Genomic DNA, 16,860 nt, shown 5'->3' with positions numbered 1-16,860 from the left:
AATCACGACCGCAACGGCTTCGGTACAACCGGTACCCGCCACGGTCCTGGAATACGGGCGCCGGCGGTCAGGCGCCAGGGAACACTCCGGTGGACAGATAACGGTCACCCCGGTCACAAATAATGGCCACGATTACCGCATTTTCAACCTCCCGGGACAACCTGAGGGCTCCGGCAATGGCGCCACCGGACGACACCCCGCAGAAAATACCTTCTTCCCGGGCCAATGCCCGCATGGTGTCTTCCGCTTCCTGCTGGCCGATGTCCACCACTTGATCCACCCGCGAGGCGTCAAAAATCTTTGGCAGGTAGGCCTCGGGCCAGCGCCGGATGCCTGGAATGGAGGCGCCCTCCTGGGGTTGTAGCCCGACAATCTGAATATCCGGATTGCGCTCTTTGAGGTACTGGGAGACCCCCATGATGGTGCCGGTGGTGCCCATGGAGCTGACAAAGTGGGTGACCCGTCCGGCGGTCTGCTCCCAGATTTCCGGGCCGGTGCCACGATAATGGGCCAGCGGATTGTCCAGATTGGCGAACTGGTCGAGCACCCGGCCACGTCCCTCGACCTGCATCTGTTGAGCCAGATCCCGGGCGCCTTCCATGCCCTGCTGCTGACTGACGGTGATGATGTCCGCGCCGTAGGCCCGCATGGAAGCACGGCGCTCCTCGCTCATGTTTTCCGGCATGATCAGGATCATCCGATACCCCTTGATGGCGGCGGCCATGGCCAGGGCAATGCCGGTGTTACCGCTGGTCGCCTCGATCAGGGTATCGCCCGGTCGAATATCACCACGCCGCTCCGCTTCCTGAATCATGCTCAGGGCGGGGCGATCCTTGACCGAACCGGCCGGGTTGTTACCCTCCAGCTTGGCCAGGACCCGGTTACTGGTGTCGCCGGGCAAACGTTGCAGGCGCACCAGCGGTGTGTGCCCGACATAGTCTTCGATGGTTGGGAAATGCATATGGGATTCCACTCCTGTCAGCCGTATCCATCAGCCCGGCAAGATGACCTGCGGCCGGCCTGTGATACACTCAGGGTTCGCATCATACGCGTTAACGCAGCGGTCGCCCAATACGGGTTCTCGCTAAAACCATGACTGCCAGCTATAACCGGGGAAAATGTTACAGCCATCTTTTCCCGATTCATCTATTCTGACAGGGAAGCAGGCCACCATCCGGACAAAAGAGGCCGGAGGGGCATAACCGCGGGATCAGGACATGCGTCGCTGGGGCATTCGCAAAAAAGTACTGGTGGTGACGCTTGTCCCCACGTTGCTGACCACCTTGATGCTGGGGCTGTTTTTTTCCCTGAGCTGGGTCAAGAACATCGAGCAACTCCTGCAGGATCGGGGCGATTCCCTCTCGCGGCAACTGGCGGCTGGCGCCGAATATGGCATGTTTACCGCCAATCGCAGCCTACTGAGCAGTCTCTCCAACGCCCTGTTGGAAGAACAGGATGTTCGCTCCATTACCTTTTACGACGCCAATCACAAGCGCCTGCTGCATACCGGTCCGGGAGCCCGCGAACCACTGCCCGAAGACAGCTTGAGCAATGGCCAGGCACTGCGACTGGAACGGGCGAACAGCACCCTGTTCGTGACCCCGGTTCACCTCCAGGACCTGATGATCGAGAGCTTGCTGGATCTCGGGTCCGGCACCGCCGTCTCCCGCGCGCCAATCGGCTGGGTGGCGGTGGAGATGTCCCACATCCGCACCGAGAAGGAAACCTACAAGGCGTTGCTGATCTCGCTGTTACTGGTGCTCGCCGGCGTGATCCTGAGCCTGCTGATCGCGGTCAGACTCAGTCGGGCCTTTACCGATCCGATTTTCGAACTCAACAATGCGGTCGCCCACCTTAAGGAAGGCAAACTCGACACCCGGGTCTACACCGAGGCGGGCCCGGAATTCGAGCAACTGGAGTCTGGGCTCAACGCCATGGCGGCAGAACTCAGCAAGGCCCAGGCCGAAATGCAGCAGAATATCGATCAGGCCACGGAGGATCTCCGAGAAACGCTGGAGACCATCGAGATCCAGAACATTGAACTGGACTTCGCCCGCAAGGAAGCGCTGGAAGCCAGTCGGATCAAGTCCGAATTTCTGGCCAACATGTCCCACGAAATTCGCACACCGCTGAACGGCATCATCGGCTTCACCGAGCTGCTGCTGAAGAGCCCGATGCCGAAGCAGCAACGGGACCATCTCAGCACCATTCGCAAGTCGTCGGAGATCCTGCTGACCATCATCAACGACATCCTTGATTTCTCGAAGATCGAGGCGGGCAAGCTGATGCTGGACCGGGTTCCTTTCCAGCTCCGCGATATCATCGAAGACGTCATGGTGATGCTCGCTCCCGCCGCCCACAGCAAGAATCTGGACCTGGTGCCGCTGGTGTACAACGACGTGCCGGACAACATCATGGGCGATCCGTTGCGGGTCAAACAGGTCATCACCAACCTGGTCAACAACGCCATCAAGTTCACCCAGACTGGCGAGGTGGTGCTGCGGGCCAGTCTGGACGAAGAAGATGCCGAGAGTCATCGAGCCACCCTGCGCCTGAGCATTACCGATTCCGGCGTTGGCCTGTCCCGGGCCCAGCAACAGTCGCTGTTCAACGCCTTCAATCAGGCTGACGCGTCCACGGCCCGTCAGTATGGCGGCACCGGGCTCGGCCTGGCGATATCCAAGCGCCTGGTGGAGGAAATGGGCGGCACCATCGGTCTGGAAAGCGAGCTCGGCAAGGGCTCGACCTTCTGGTTCACCCTCACCGCTGACCTGTCCGCCACCAAGGAACCCACCTCACCCAAGGATGCCTTGCGGGGCGAAAAAGTCATTTACCTGGAACATCAGAAAACCTCCGGATTGGCCATCGAACACCTGATGCGGGACTGGGGCCTGGTGGTGGAACGGGCGGCCTCGCCCTCAGAGCTGCTCGACAAGGTGGAAGAAGCACAACTGCACCAGACCGGTTACGCCCTGGCCCTGGTGGGCACCACCCGGCACCTGCTGCACTCCAGTCAGTACTGCGGCCTGATCAGGGAACTGGAGGTTGAACGGGATTGCCGCACACTCCTGCTAACCCCGACGCTGGAAACCCACGACGACCCCCTCTCCAATCTGGCCAGCGGCCATATCACCAAACCGGTTTGTCGGGACACCCTCTACGATGAACTGCTACTGCTGATTCATGGCATTCTCCAGGGCACCCCCACCAAAGGCGCCGGCCACCAGGGTGCCAACGTCGGCGCCGGTGCCCCCAGGGTGCTGGCGGTGGATGACAACGAGGCAAACCTGAAACTGGTGCTCACCTTGCTGCGAGACCACCAGATTCAGGCGGAAGGCGCAGCCAGCGGCTTCGAGGCGTTGAGCAAGGCTCGCCAGAGCCATTTTGACCTGGTGTTCATGGACCTTCAGATGCCCGGCATGGATGGCGTGGAAACCACGGAACGGTTGCGAAACCTGGACGGTTACTCGCGCAAGCTGCCCATCATCGCCCTGACCGCCCACGCCCTGGCCGATGAACGGGAGCGACTGACCCAACAGGGCTTTGACGGCTACCTTGCCAAGCCCATCAGCAGCCAACAGCTCATGGACACCATCCGCGATCACACCGGCTATACCGACACCACCAGAGCCGGCAGCGGCGGCGTAATTCAGGAGGTGCGGGATACCCGCGGCGGCATTCGCCCCTCTACCCGCAAACAACAACTGGAGTGCGTCAACATTCCCGAAAGCGTACAGCTGGCAGCCGGCAAGACCGATCTGGCCGAGGAGCTGTTCAGCATGTTGCTGGAGCAGTTACAGAGCGACCTGCCCCGGCTGCGATCGCTGTGGGACAGGAGCGACATGGACAGCATACTGGAGTGCGTTCACAAGCTGCATGGGGCGACCCGCTACTGCGGCGTTCCCGAGCTGCGGGAAGCCGCCAATCAGTTCGAAACCGGGCTGAAACAATCGGCTCCCGATCTGGAACGGCTCAAAGACCAGCTTCTGGCCGCCATGGAGCGACTGGAAATCTGGGGGGAACAAAGCGATTGGCAGGCCCAGTTCCGGGCCTACCAGTCTCAGGCTTACCTGAGCTAACGGCAACGGCTTACGCCAGCCCCCGAGCCCGGTCGAGAATACGGCGCATGTCCTCGACTGCCGCCTTCAGCCCGGTGAACACCGCCCGGGCAATGATGCTGTGACCAATATTCAGCTCATTGATGCCGGGAATGGCCGCCACCCGCTCGGTATTATGGTAATGCAGGCCGTGACCGGCATTGACCACCAACCCCTGACTCCGGGCGTACCCGACGGCATCCACCAGCGCCTGGAAGCTCGCCTCAATCGACTCGGCATCTTCTGCTTCGGCATACTCACCGGTGTGCAGTTCCACCACCGGCGCGCCACAACGCACCGCCGCATCGATCTGCTCCCGGTCCGGGTCGATGAACAGGGACACCTCCGCGCCAATCCGGGCCAGGCGTTCACAGGCCTTGGCCACCCGCGCCTCCTGCCCCTTCACGTCCAGCCCACCTTCGGTAGTCAGCTCCTCCCGTTTCTCGGGCACCAGGCACACGCAATGGGGCCGAACCTGCTCAGCGAACGCCAGCATGGCATCGGTTACCGCCATTTCCAGATTCATTTTGCTATTGAGCATCTCTCGCAACATCAGTACGTCGCGGTCCTGAATGTGGCGGCGGTCTTCCCGGGGATGAATCGTAATGCCATCGGCTCCGGCTTCTTCCGCCAACAGTGCCGCCTGAACCGGGTCTGGATAACGGGTTCCACGGGCCTGACGCAGGGTCGCCACGTGATCCACATTCACCCCCAACAATACTCTGTGCTTCATTACGCTCTCCTCAGCCTTTGCGGAACAGGGCGCGACTGTGCAATGGCCGCCCCTGCAACAAATGGTCGATCAACACCCGCATCACCCGTTTCGCCATCTGCCGGCAGTCCGGCGACTGATAGTCGCCCGCGGCCAAGCGCAGCAGCGTTTGCCCTGAAAGCTCCCGTAACCGCACTGTCTCGCTGGCCCCCCGCACGATCCCCTGCTCCGGGTCATAGCCATAGCGACGTTGGGACTCGACCGGCACACCGGCATCGTTGGCCTGGTCCCACTCGAAGCCAACCCCCAACACCTGGGCAAAGGTACGCTCAAAACGGCGCAACAACGGCTCCACATCGACGCTGCTCGCCAGCGCGTTGAGCACGTCGATATAAGCGGCGAACAGCTCGGGATAAGGGTCCCCTGAAGGCAGGATACGCTGCAGCAGTTCGTTCAGGTAGAGGCCGCTGTAGAGCTGAAGAGTGCCCTTGATGGCAGGCGCGCTGCGGACTTCCGCCCGGAGCAAGGTCTTGAGTTCGTTCCGGCCCTGCCAGTCCACCAACAACGGCTGAAAAGGCTGGAGCTGTGCCTTGAGCGGGCTTTTCGGCGAATTTGCCCCTCTGGCAACCACCGTCAGGCGGCCGCCGTTGAGGGAGAACAAATCGACCAACAGGCTGGAATCCCGGTAAGGACGACGATGCAGGACGTAGGCCGGTTCGTCATATAGGGGCCGGGACATGGGTGACTCAGAAGTCGTTCATGCCCAGGCTCTTCAGGGCCCGGTCGCTATCGGCCCAGCCACGCTTCACCTTGACCCACAGCCGCAGCATGATCTTGCTGTCAAACAGCTGTTCCATGTCCTTTCGGGCTTCCTGGCCGATCCGTCGCATGCGCTCGCCCTTGTCACCGATGATGATCTTCTTCTGACCATTGCGCTCCACCAGAATCAGCGCCGAGATATGCAAGGTGGCGCCTTGCCGGCGAAACTCCTCGATTTCGACGGCGGCCGAGTAAGGCAGCTCCGCACCCAGCTGACGGGTGATTTTCTCCCGCACAATTTCAGCCGCCAGAAAGCGCTCGCTCCGGTCAGTGATCTGATCGTCGGGGTAGTAATGGATGCTCTCGGGCAGGAAGCGGCCAACCGCCTCTTCCAGAGGCTTCAGGTTCTGCCCCCGCAGCGCCGAGAGCGGGATGATTTCGGCAAATTCCCGTTTCTTCGACAAGGCGTCAAGATGAGGCAACAGCGTCTCGCGCTTTTCCGCCTTATCCACCTTGTTGACGGCGAGAATCACCGGGCATTTCAGCTTGGCCAGCTTGGCCAGCACCAGCTCATCCGCGGTGGTCCAGGCCATGTAGTCCACTACGAAAATCACCACATCGACATCCACCAACGCAGAACTGGCCGCCTTGTTCATGTATCGATTCAACGCCCTCGGCTCATCCTCATGCATACCTGGCGTGTCGACGTAAATGGTCTGCACCGGCCCCAGGGTCTTGATCCCCAACACCTGATGCCGGGTGGTCTGAGGCTTACGGGAGGTGATGCTCAGCTTCTGGCCAAGAATGTGATTGAGCAGGGTTGATTTACCCACATTGGGCCGCCCCACTATGGCAACGAAGCCACAACGGCTGTCAGGGTCATTCGGACGGGTAATATCCATCGCTAGTCGTTCTCCACGCCCAAGGCTTTCAGGGCACTGCGGGCAGCCTGTTGCTCTGCCAACCGACGGCTGCTGCCCACCCCAGTGGTGGTGCGGTCCAGCGACGGCAGATTACAGGATACATGAAAGGTCTGGGCATGGGCCTCGCCATCTACCGAAATCACCTCGTACCGGGGCAATGGAAACTGCCTCGACTGCAGATACTCCTGTAGCCGGGTCTTGGGGTCTTTCTGGGTATCCTGCAGGTTCAGGTTCTGCAGACGCTGCTCAAACCAGCTTAACACCAGGCTCCGACAGGTATCGAAATCGCTGTCGAGGTAGATGGCGCCGATAATCGATTCCACCGTGTCCGCCAGGATGGAATCACGGCGGTAGCCGCCGCTCTTCAGCTCACCGGAGCCAAGGCGAAGAAACTTGCCCAGCTCAAACTCGCGGCCGATTTCCGCAAGGGTCACACCCTTGACCATCCGGGCACGCAGTCGGCTGAGCTGCCCCTCCCGGGCTTTCTCGAACTGAACAAACAGGTGCTCCGCAATCACCATGTTGACGATGGAGTCTCCAAGAAACTCCAACCGCTCATTGTTCTGATTGCCGTAGCTGCGGTGGGTCAATGCCAGGAGCAAATGCTCTGACTGCTTGAACTGGTAGCCGATACGCCGTTGTAACCGTTCCAGGTCTGGTTGCGAACTCACTGGCCCTTCATCTCATACTCATGATTAAAACTGACAACCGCATCCAGATTGCGGAAGAGGTTGGTACGCTTCTCGTAAACCAGCTTGATGATGACCAGCTCGCCATTCTTTTCAATCTTGAAACTTTCAGGGTCAAGACTGCGCACATTATTGACCGTCAGGCGTTTGTTGATCAGCGACATCACCTGCGCCGGCCCCATTCTGGACAGGCCTTCGGTGCCGTCCAGACTTTCCACGGCCTCCTGGATGGTCAGGTCATCCAGGTAGAACGGCCCGACTTTCACAAGCAGGGTCAACAGTGCACCAAAAAACAGAACCATCACCAGCATGGTGATGGTGGAGGCACCGCGCTGATTGCCAATATGGGAACGGCCACTTCTTCTCATGGTTTGCACGCCTTCTGCAGAGGTTTATTCGATGCGACCGGCCCGGTCAAAGGTGGGCAGGCTGGTCAGGGACTTCCAGTGCATCCAGATGGCAAATGCCTTGCCCACCACCAGTTCGTCGGGCACCGTGCCCCAGAACCGACTGTCGTTACTGTTGTCCCGGTTATCACCCATCATGAAATAATGGTTCTCCGGTACGATCCACTCCCCTTCTCCGGCAGCGCTCTGACGGCCCAGGGTCAGGAAGATGTCGTGTTCGACCTCGCCAAGCTGTTCCCTGCGCAGTTCAACCGGCGGAAGCTTGGCAACAAACTGGCTGCCCACCTCCTCGCCGTTAACGTACAGAGTCTTATCGCGATAACGGATATGGTCGCCGGGCAAACCAACAACCCGTTTAATATAATTGGTTTCGCCGTCTTCCGGGAATTTGAACACCATGACGTCACCACGTTGGGGATCGCCGATATCCAAAATTTTGGTACCTATCACCGGCAGGCGCAGGCCATAGGCGTATTTGTTCACCAGGATAAAGTCATCCACCTCCAGGGTTGGCAGCATGGAGCCGGAGGGAATCGTAAAGGGTTCCACCAGAAACGACCGCAACACCAACACGATGGCCAGTACCGGGAAGAACGAGCGGCTCAGATCTATCAGGTACGGTTCCCTCGGTTCTGCTTCGGCCGCACCCGTCTCCTCACCCGTGGCAACGCTCTCGCCAGCCTGACCAGCAAGACGTCGGGCGCGGAGAAACAGCACATCCAGCAACCAGATCAGTCCGGTGGAAAACGTCAACACAACCAGAATCAGAGGGAAATTGATGTCCATTGAAGAGCCTTAGTTATCCACTTTCAAGACGGCAAGGAACGCTTCTTGAGGCACTTCAACGTTACCCAGCTGCTTCATCCGTTTTTTACCTTCTTTCTGCTTCTGTAGCAGTTTCTTCTTCCGGCTGACGTCGCCACCGTAACACTTGGCGGTCACGTTCTTTCGCAACGCCTTGACCGTAACCCGGGACACCACCTGGGTGCCAATGGCCGCCTGAATCGCGATATCGAACATCTGCCGCGGGATCAGTTCCTTCATCTTTTCCACCAGCGCCCGACCACGGTAATGGGACTGTTCCTTGTGGACGATCAGCGCCAGCGCGTCGACCCGGTCACCGTTGATCAACACATCCAGCCGGACCAGGTTGGCGGGCTGGAAACGGACAAAATGATAATCCAGGGAGGCAAAGCCACGGCTGGCCGACTTGATACGGTCGAAGAAATCCAGCACCACCTCGGCCATCGGCAGCTCATAGGTCAGCTGGACCTGATTGGAGAGGAAGTGCATGTTCTTCTGTACGCCCCGCTTCTCCTCGCACAAGGCGATTACGTTACCCAGATGCTCCTGCGGCACCAGGATATTCGCTTCCACAATCGGTTCGCGCATCTCCTCGACGGAACCAATATCCGGCAACCGCGACGGGTTGTCTACCGACAGGGTCTCACCCTGTTTGGTGACCACCTCATAGATAACCGTCGGGGCGGTGGTGATCAGTTCCATATCGTACTCCCGCTCCAGGCGTTCCTGGATGATCTCCATGTGGAGCATGCCCAGGAACCCGCAGCGGAAGCCAAACCCGAGGGCGTCGGAATTCTCAGGTTCGAAGAACAGCGAGGCGTCGTTCAGGGTCAGCTTCTCGAGGGCGTCGCGGAAATCGTCGTAGTCGTCGGAGCGGATGGGGAACAAGCCGGCATAAACCTGGGGCTTGACCTTCTGGAACCCCGGCAGTGCCGCGGTATCGTCGGCGTACTTCTGATGGACAATGGTGTCGCCCACCGGCGCCCCGTGAATGTCCTTGATGCCGGCCACGACAAAACCAACGTCACCGGTACCAAGCTCGCCGGTATCGGTCAGCTTGGGCGTGAAGATGCCCACCCTGTCGGCGCTCCAGGCCCGACCGGTGGACTTGATCACAATCTTGTCGCCTTTCTTCAGTCGGCCCTGGGTAACCCGCACCAGCGACACCACGCCCAGGTAGTTATCGAACCAGGAATCGATGATGAGGGCCTTAAGCGGCGCCTCGGTATCCCCTTCCGGCGGTGGAATCCGCTTGATCAGGTCTTCCAGTACATCTTCGACCCCCAGACCGCTCTTGGCGCTGCAACGCACCGCGTCGGCCGCTTCGATCCCGATGATGTCTTCAATTTCCTGGGCGACCCGTTCGGGCTCCGCCTGGGGCAGGTCCATCTTATTCAGCACCGGCACCACCTCGAGGCCCTGTTCGATGGCGGTATAACAGTTCGCCACCGACTGTGCCTCGACGCCTTGCCCGGCATCCACCACCAACAAGGCGCCTTCACAGGCATACAGCGAACGGGACACTTCATAGGAGAAATCGACGTGACCGGGCGTGTCGATGAAATTCAACTTGTATTCATTGCCATCCCGGGCGGTGTACTTGAGCGTTACGCTCTGGGCCTTGATGGTAATGCCCCGCTCCCGCTCCAGGTCCATGGAATCCAGCACCTGCTCTGCCATTTCCCGGTCGCTGAGTCCGCCACAGGTTTGGATGAAGCGGTCGGCAAGGGTGGATTTGCCGTGGTCAATATGAGCGATGATTGAAAAATTGCGGATTCGGCTAAGATCAGTCACGGACAATGGGTACTCACGTAAGACGAAAAACTCAATCCTGAATGTGCGAGCATCGGCGTAACGACGCTCGTACAAGCGTGTCCGCGCAATCAGCCACCAGGCGCAGCAACGCCGTGATTCTACCGGTTACCGGCCCGCAATGCCATGATCATGAAATCAGCGGGCGTTCGTACTGGCGCACCAGGAAGCCAATCAGCGCATCCTCATCCAGCGGGTAGCTGAACAGGTTGCCCTGACACTGGGCACACCCCGCATTCTTCAGGAAACTGAGCTGCTGCGGCGTTTCCACACCCTCGGCAACCACCGTCAGGTGAAGCTTGCGCGCCAGCGCGATGACCGCCGAGGTCACATCGGTCGCACTGACGTTGTAGGGGATATCACGAATGAAACAGTGATCGATCTTGACGACATCCAACGGCAATTGCTGCAGCGCCGCCAGCGAGCAGGAGCCGGTGCCAAAATCGTCCAGGATCAGACAGACGCCGATGTCGTGCAACGCCCCCAGCAGTTCTCTGAGCTTGCGCGGCTCCTCATTCAGTAATTCCGCCGGCATTTCCAGCTCCAATCGCTCCGGCGCCACACCGGTTTCGGTGACCACCTGACGAAACATGTCGAGGAATCCTGATTCCATCACCTGTTTCACCGACAGGTTCACCGCCACCCTAAGCTCTTCGAAGCCGGCCCGCTCCAAGGCCTGAATCTGGATGCACGCCTGTCGCAAGGCGATTTCTCCCAGCCGGATGATCAGGCCGGTTTCCTCCGCCAGATTGATAAACTGCTGCGCCGATACCAACCCCTTTTCAGGGTGCTGCCAGCGCAAGAACGCCTCAACCCCAAGCACCCGTTCGGTGGCCAGATCCACCTTGGGCTGGTAGTGCAGCACGAACCGCTCGGCCTCCAGAGCCGCGGCAAGCTCTTCCTGCTGCAGCAGGCGGCGTGCCGCCTTGATGTTCATTGCCGGCGTGAAGAACTGGAAGTTGTTGCGGCCGCATTCCTTGGCCCGGTACATGGCCAGATCCGCATACTTCATCAGCACACCCGGATCTTCGCTGTCGTGTGGAATCATGGTGATACCGATACTGACCGTGACACCGATTTCATGCTCATTCAGCCGGACTCGCTGGCACAGCCTGCGCAGGATGGTTTCCGCCACTTTGGCGACGGCGTCGGGGCCGCTGATCCGCGACAACAACACCACGAATTCATCCCCACCCATGCGCGCCACCGAGTCTTCCTCTCGGACACAACCAGTCAACCAGCGTGCCACTTGCTGCAACAGCTCATCGCCTGCGTCGTGCCCCAGGGTATCGTTAATGCGCTTGAAGCCGTCGAGATCCAGGAACATCAGTGCCGCGGGTTCCTCGGTGCGCTTGCACCGCCGGACGACATGAGTCAGCCGGTCCCGGAACAGTTGTCGGTTGGCGAGCCCGGTGAGCGGATCATAGAACGCCAGCCGGTGCAGCTCAGACTGGGCCGCCTTGAGCTGGGTCAGATCCCGCAGGCTCAGCACCACGCCGCTGACCCCGGGCACATCCAGCATCGAGGTGAAGGTTCCCTCCATATCCCGCCAGGCGCCCCCGGCATCGCGCACCCGTGCCCTGACGAGCGACATCTGGGCGCCCGGTTGACGCATGGCATCATCGAAGCCCGCCTGCAATTGCGACCAGTCATCGCCGTGAACGATGCTTTCCAGCGCCATATCTCGCACCTGCACCGCGTCGAAGCCAAGAATTTCCTTGCAGGAGGGGCTGGCGTACAGCGGGCCGCCATGACTGTCGAGCACCAGAGTGACGTTAGCCGCGCCCTCGGTGATCGCCCGATAACGCCCCGCACTCATTTGTGCCAGCAAGCGCGAACGCAACAGCACCAGGGCAAAGGCAAACATCAATACACTGATTAGCAGGCCAGCACCGAGCACGATGGTTGGCCGGGGGTCCGAGGCCAGGTAGTCGAATGCCGGCGTGGAGCGAGTCTGAAGCAGCCAGGTACGGCCACCGTGAGAGATGCTCTGGGTTTTCTCAAAACTGTAGTCGTTGTCCAGGGAGCCGAGGTTGGAGCCGTACATCAGGGCGTCCCGACTGATGTCGTCGTTGTCATAGATGCGGACGTCCAGAAAGGGTGAGATGAGCCCCACGATGCCGTCCACCAGGTTGTTCATCCGGAAGGCGCTGAACACAAACCCGCGTAGCAACATGCGTCGCTCGGTCAAACTGGCGGGAACCTCGCCGCCCTGGTAGACCGGGTAGTACATCAGGAAGCCCGCCTGATCCTCTGCCACCTCTTCCTGCACCAGCACCAGCTTGCCGGTGACCATGGGCACGCCGGTGTCTCGGGCGCGCTCCATCGCCAGGCGATGTACCGGCTCGCTGAAGGCATCGTAGCCGTGGGCTCGGCGATTTTGATTGCTGCTGGGTTCGAGGAAGACGATCGGATGGTATTCGTTCCGACCACCGGGCGGGCTGATGCGATAATCGGACATACCCTGGCTGCGCGCCCAATTGATATGTTTGACGACGTCGTCACTGGGCACCCGCGCGGAAAAACCGATCCCCTGAAGACCCGGGTAGTAGCGCTCGATCTCCACACTCTCGATGTAAGTGTGCCAATCGGTGTGATCAATCTCAGGCGCTACCGCAAACAGGCCGGCCGAGCCAGCCAGGACCTGTTCGTAATTGAGCAAGCGCTCCTCGATGGCGGTTTTCAATTGCAGGGATTGGGTACGAAAGCGTGCCTCGGTACGATCTTCCACCAGCCGAACCGACACATGCCACAGCACGGCGGTTGCCATAATGCAGGTCGCCAGCAGCAGCCAGGCGATCCAGGCGCTGCCAAACTTGAGCAATTGCGCCAGGGGAACGTCCTTTTTGTTCATCATGAGAATACATCCAGTCCTTGGCCTCGAATGAGGTGCCGAGCTTTCTATAATTGTAATTAGACGATAAGGAACCTTGGAATAACGACCTAAGCATAACAAAAACCCCGCGGGGTGTCGTACCCGCGGGGTTCGGGAGAAAACCGCAATCCGTTGGTGTTAGGGCTTCATCACCAGATAGGTAGCCCTACCCTCACGGATAACCCTGACGGACACGGCTTTGCCCTCCGGCAAGGCCCGCACTGCCGCCCTGAAGTCAGCGACGGACCGAATGGGTTTGCGATCAAGCTCGGTGATTACGTCCCTGGGCCGAATACCAGCGTTCAGCGCGGCACCGCGACCAACGTTGACCACCACAACGCCCCCCTCAAGTCCCAAGGTACCCCGGAGCTTGGCCGGCAACGGCTCCACCACAATGCCCAGGGGCGCGGCGTTGGATTCCGGCGTCGGCGTGGGCGCCGCCATCTGGCCGCCTTCTTCCGGCAACTGGCCAATCAGCACCGGCAAATCAATCCGCTCCCCTCCGCGCAGCACCTCAAGCGTGGCGGTTTCGCCCACCGGCGTACGACCAACCTTCGGTGGCAACTCCGACGACAACCGAATCTCTTCCCCGTCATAGGCGAGCACGATGTCGCCAGCCTTGAGCCCCGCGGCTTCCGCCGGCGAGTTAGTCATCACCTCCGCGATCAGCGCGCCACGGGGACGACGCAAGCCGAATGACTCCGCCAGGTCGCGATTGACCTCCTGGATCAGCACGCCCAGCCAGCCCCGGGACACCGCACCATGGTCCCGGAGTTGGCGAAACACATTCATTGCATCATCAATGGGTATCGCGAACGATACCCCCATGAAGCCGCCGCTACGGGTGTAAATCTGAGAATTGATGCCAACCACTTCGCCATCCAGGTTGAACAGCGGTCCGCCGGAATTGCCGGGGTTAATCGCGACATCGGTCTGGATAAAGGGAACGTAGTTTTCCGACGGTAACGAGCGCCCGATCGCACTGACGATGCCCGCCGTTGCGGTGTAGTCGAAGCCGAACGGCGAGCCGATGGCCAGCACCCATTCACCGGTCTTCAGTTCGCTGGAATCACCTACCGTTACGACGGGCAAGTCATCCCCGTTCTCAATCTTCAGCACCGCCAGATCCGAACGAGGGTCCGTCCCCACCAGGGTAGCGGTCAACTCGCGACGGTCGCTGAGTCGCACGATGATTTCATCCGCCCCTTCAATGACGTGGTTGTTGGTCAGGACGTAACCGTCCGCGGACACAATGAATCCGGAACCCATGGAGTGACGCTCTTCCGGGCGTCCCGGCTGCCGGCGACGGAATGGCGAGCCGGGCCCGCCGAAGAAATCCTGAAAAAATTCCGGCAACTGCTCCAGGTCACGCTCATCGAAGGGCAACCCATAGCGCGAACCCGGCTGCAGGGTCTGGGTGGTACTGATGTTCACTACGGCGCCGGAGTTTTCCTCAACCAGTTCGGTAAAATCTGGCAGCGAACGCGCAACCGCACTCTGCACCGTCAACATCGACACCATCAGCACCAACCAACCGAACGCCAGTCGGATACCTGGTGTTTCGATCGCAGTATCACACCATTGTCGTGACATCGTGAACTCCCTAGTCAGGTGATCTGATTGATATAACTTGAGTCGTTTCGAAGATTTTGAGTCGTTTCGAAGATAGTGTTGGTTATTCTGTGGGCAAAACCGAAAATTTCAACTTACGAATCAGTAGGGTGCATGGTTTCGACGGCAGCGGCGTTGATTCTGAGCAACTGAGGGGCATAGCCGTCTTCCCGACGATGCTGAAGCCCCCGGGCCAGCCCAAAGCCTGCCGCCAGTCCCGCCAGCGCCAGTAGGATGGCCACACCCTCCGATTCGGGCGCAAGCCAATGGCCACCAAGGGCGGCCACGACGAACAGCATCAGGGGCAGTGCGTAAATCAGCATCGATGCGCCCAGCAGCGCCGATTCATCAATCGCGACGGTGACCTCGTCGCCTACCCGGGCGTCCAGCGTATTCTCCACCAGCACCTGGTTCGCCTTGCCGCCCGAGGCGCTGGCCAGAACCCGCTGACCACAACCCTGCCGGGCGGCGCAGCTTTGGCAAGCACTCTGACGAATGGTCTGAATCCAGATTTTGCGGCCATCCTGGGCGATGACCCGGCCGGTTTCGGTAATCATTGCGTTCTGGTCCTGAATGCCATCGCGTCCTCTATATGTACCGAGTTGGCCACCTGCATGGCGGTTTCCGGTGGAATCTCGCCGATCACGGTGACCAGAAACATCCGCCCACCGACCTGCAGCTGTCGCATGTAGGCTGTGGTGGCGCCGATTCGAGACACCCCGGTAGGCATGTCCAGCTGACCGGCCGGCTCCACGAATACCGAGAATGCCGCGAGACCGTCCGAGAATGCAACTGCCTGCCCATTTCCAGACCTGGGTGCGGCCGCGGGCAGGAATCCATCCGGCTGCCAGCCCAAGGTCCAGCCATTCATCCGGTTCACCGGTTCGGGGCGAGGTGAAGGCGACAGCTGCTTCATCATCTCATGACCGGCCATCTGCACCTCAAACTCACGGTCCGGCAGGCTCTCGGTGATCTCCAGGTCGGTGAACTGATAACTCTCCAGCACGCCGCCATCACCGTCCCGGACATGACTCTTCACCAACAGGCCGGTTTCCCGCTCGAGCCAGAATCGGTAACTGTAGCGATGACCATCCATGGCCCGCAGGGCGATGACTTTGGCGCCATAACCGGCCACCCGGTCTTCTCCGAGCAGCTCGGCTTGATACCAGTCGCTGGTGGTTACCAGCTGGTTGGCGAACGCCTCTGCGAACGGGCCCGCCGGCATCACCTGCTCCAGCTGAATCCGACCATGGCGCGGCAACACACAAATGACGCGCATGCCCTTGCGCACGATCTCTCCACCTGCGCCGTCCTGCTGCACCAGTCGTTCCTCCACCACACCATTATGGTAGCGGTGCGCCACCCGCATGGAACTGACCTGGTCGCCGCGGGTATAAACAAACACGCCCCGATAGGTGGTCATGTTCAGCGATGGCCCCAATCGGGCAAGCCAGGTTTCGGCCTCGGCTTCGGCCTCGGCTTCGGCTTCGGCGTCCGGCCCGGCCGCCGTCCAGGGCGCACACAGGAGCAACAGCCCCATCACGCCGGCACGGAGCCAAAACGGAAGTCGCACTGTTTTCATAAAGCAACGCTTGCTCATTGCCGTCTTCAATCTCAATAATCCGGCGTCGACACACTGGCCAAACGGGCATAGCCCACCGCTCCACGACCGGCGGCAACGCTGTTGTGCTGGGCATGCTCGAGCAGGTAGCGACTCAATTGCTCCCACTGCTGCTCGTCCAGTCCCTGCAGGGCCACTTCCGGCATAACGTCCGGTCCTGGGGCGGCACTGACCATCGCGGCCGGCTCGTCCTGCCGAACTTCCCAGCCTGACCCCATACCGAACCCCACCACCAGGCCGGCAGTCACCATGGCCACGGCGGGCCAGTGCCAGTTGGTCCGCCGGCGTGGCTCGGGATCCGGCGACGATACCGACAGTGCCGGCCCGGCTCCGGAGAGTGACCTTCGCACCCGTTGACTGACGTCGATCAGGTCCGGACTGCCTTGGCTCTCATGCAACAGCTCACGCATCTGGTGCCATCGGCGCCACTGCGACCGCACCTCCTGCTGTTCGGTGTGCGACAGCAGCCGCCGCACAGAAAGCTCATCGGCCTGGTCGTCCAACATTGCAGACAGTGTTTCTTTGAGACGATCATCCATGGGATGCAACC

General features: G+C 60.2%; 14 protein-coding genes. 1 reads left to right on the top strand and 13 read right to left on the bottom strand.

All coding sequences use genetic code 11. The features are described 5' to 3' along the window. Positions 1–67: 67 nt before the first annotated feature. A complete protein-coding gene (gene cysM / locus N6L25_RS08700) occupies positions 68–961 on the bottom strand; it encodes a cysteine synthase CysM (RefSeq protein ID WP_271979433.1) in 894 nt (297 codons plus the stop codon). Between the two features lie 256 nt (positions 962–1,217). Here cysM and N6L25_RS08695 point away from each other — a divergent pair, with 256 nt between their 5' ends. Beyond that, positions 1,218–4,079 carry a response regulator gene (locus N6L25_RS08695; RefSeq protein ID WP_271979432.1) on the top strand — a complete coding sequence of 954 codons (2,862 nt, stop codon included), beginning with the start codon at positions 1,218–1,220 and terminating at the stop codon, positions 4,077–4,079. Positions 4,080–4,089: 10 nt separating this feature from the next. Here the strand turns inward: N6L25_RS08695 and pdxJ are convergent, their stop codons facing one another. The 12 genes from pdxJ to N6L25_RS08635 all read right to left on the bottom strand — a co-directional run bounded on the left by pdxJ (position 4,090) and on the right by N6L25_RS08635 (position 16,849). Beyond that, complete coding sequence (pdxJ, locus tag N6L25_RS08690; RefSeq protein WP_271979431.1) at positions 4,090–4,830, bottom strand: pyridoxine 5'-phosphate synthase; 741 nt, start codon at positions 4,828–4,830, stop codon at positions 4,090–4,092. 10 nt (positions 4,831–4,840) lie between these two features. Continuing rightward, complete coding sequence (gene recO, locus N6L25_RS08685; protein WP_271979430.1) at positions 4,841–5,548, bottom strand: DNA repair protein RecO; 708 nt, start codon at positions 5,546–5,548, stop codon at positions 4,841–4,843. A gap of 7 nt (positions 5,549–5,555) precedes the next feature. Further along, complete coding sequence (gene era, locus N6L25_RS08680) at positions 5,556–6,470, bottom strand: GTPase Era (RefSeq protein ID WP_271979428.1); 915 nt, start codon at positions 6,468–6,470, stop codon at positions 5,556–5,558. Positions 6,471–6,472: 2 nt separating this feature from the next. After that, positions 6,473–7,162 carry a ribonuclease III gene (rnc, locus tag N6L25_RS08675; RefSeq protein WP_271979427.1) on the bottom strand — a complete coding sequence of 230 codons (690 nt, stop codon included), beginning with the start codon at positions 7,160–7,162 and terminating at the stop codon, positions 6,473–6,475. Next, positions 7,159–7,548: a DUF4845 domain-containing protein gene (locus N6L25_RS08670; protein WP_271979426.1), complete on the bottom strand. Its 390-nt coding sequence runs from the start codon at positions 7,546–7,548 to the stop codon at positions 7,159–7,161. The genes rnc and N6L25_RS08670 overlap by 4 nt, the downstream gene beginning before the upstream one ends. A 24-nt stretch (positions 7,549–7,572) precedes the next feature. Next, a complete protein-coding gene (gene lepB / locus N6L25_RS08665; RefSeq protein WP_271979425.1) occupies positions 7,573–8,373 on the bottom strand; it encodes a signal peptidase I in 801 nt (266 codons plus the stop codon). A 9-nt stretch (positions 8,374–8,382) separates the two neighbouring features. After that, complete coding sequence (lepA, locus tag N6L25_RS08660) at positions 8,383–10,185, bottom strand: translation elongation factor 4 (protein WP_271979424.1); 1,803 nt, start codon at positions 10,183–10,185, stop codon at positions 8,383–8,385. Between the two features lie 148 nt (positions 10,186–10,333). Then, positions 10,334–13,060: a bifunctional diguanylate cyclase/phosphodiesterase gene (locus tag N6L25_RS08655; protein WP_271979423.1), complete on the bottom strand. Its 2,727-nt coding sequence runs from the start codon at positions 13,058–13,060 to the stop codon at positions 10,334–10,336. Positions 13,061–13,216: 156 nt separating this feature from the next. Continuing rightward, the gene (locus N6L25_RS08650) at positions 13,217–14,599 is read right to left on the bottom strand and encodes a DegQ family serine endoprotease (RefSeq protein ID WP_271979571.1); all 1,383 of its coding nucleotides are present in this window, start codon (positions 14,597–14,599) and stop codon (positions 13,217–13,219) included. Between the two features lie 185 nt (positions 14,600–14,784). Continuing rightward, a complete protein-coding gene (locus N6L25_RS08645) occupies positions 14,785–15,246 on the bottom strand; it encodes a SoxR reducing system RseC family protein (protein WP_271979422.1) in 462 nt (153 codons plus the stop codon). Continuing rightward, positions 15,243–16,271 carry a MucB/RseB C-terminal domain-containing protein gene (locus N6L25_RS08640; protein WP_271979421.1) on the bottom strand — a complete coding sequence of 343 codons (1,029 nt, stop codon included), beginning with the start codon at positions 16,269–16,271 and terminating at the stop codon, positions 15,243–15,245. Before N6L25_RS08640 ends, N6L25_RS08645 begins: the two co-directional genes overlap by 4 nt. Positions 16,272–16,303: 32 nt before the next feature. Then, positions 16,304–16,849: a sigma-E factor negative regulatory protein gene (locus N6L25_RS08635; RefSeq protein ID WP_271979420.1), complete on the bottom strand. Its 546-nt coding sequence runs from the start codon at positions 16,847–16,849 to the stop codon at positions 16,304–16,306. Positions 16,850–16,860: the final 11 nt, after the last annotated feature.

The organism is Marinobacter sp. SS21 (assembly GCF_028369065.1).
Lineage (GTDB): Bacteria > Pseudomonadota > Gammaproteobacteria > Pseudomonadales > Oleiphilaceae > Marinobacter.
This window is presented reverse-complemented; position numbering and strand designations above follow the sequence as displayed.

Coding starts and splice junctions, on each gene's coding strand:
- cysM (WP_271979433.1), bottom strand. CDS start 961: ATGCATTTCCCAACCATCGAAGACTATGTCGGGCACACACCGCTGGTG.
- N6L25_RS08695 (WP_271979432.1), top strand. CDS start 1,218: ATGCGTCGCTGGGGCATTCGCAAAAAAGTACTGGTGGTGACGCTTGTC.
- pdxJ (WP_271979431.1), bottom strand. CDS start 4,830: ATGAAGCACAGAGTATTGTTGGGGGTGAATGTGGATCACGTGGCGACC.
- recO (WP_271979430.1), bottom strand. CDS start 5,548: ATGTCCCGGCCCCTATATGACGAACCGGCCTACGTCCTGCATCGTCGT.
- era (WP_271979428.1), bottom strand. CDS start 6,470: ATGGATATTACCCGTCCGAATGACCCTGACAGCCGTTGTGGCTTCGTT.
- N6L25_RS08670 (WP_271979426.1), bottom strand. CDS start 7,548: ATGAGAAGAAGTGGCCGTTCCCATATTGGCAATCAGCGCGGTGCCTCC.
- lepB (WP_271979425.1), bottom strand. CDS start 8,373: ATGGACATCAATTTCCCTCTGATTCTGGTTGTGTTGACGTTTTCCACC.
- N6L25_RS08655 (WP_271979423.1), bottom strand. CDS start 13,060: ATGATGAACAAAAAGGACGTTCCCCTGGCGCAATTGCTCAAGTTTGGC.
- N6L25_RS08650 (WP_271979571.1), bottom strand. CDS start 14,599: ATGGTGTCGATGTTGACGGTGCAGAGTGCGGTTGCGCGTTCGCTGCCA.
- N6L25_RS08645 (WP_271979422.1), bottom strand. CDS start 15,246: ATGATTACCGAAACCGGCCGGGTCATCGCCCAGGATGGCCGCAAAATC.
- N6L25_RS08640 (WP_271979421.1), bottom strand. CDS start 16,271: ATGAAAACAGTGCGACTTCCGTTTTGGCTCCGTGCCGGCGTGATGGGG.
- N6L25_RS08635 (WP_271979420.1), bottom strand. CDS start 16,849: ATGGATGATCGTCTCAAAGAAACACTGTCTGCAATGTTGGACGACCAG.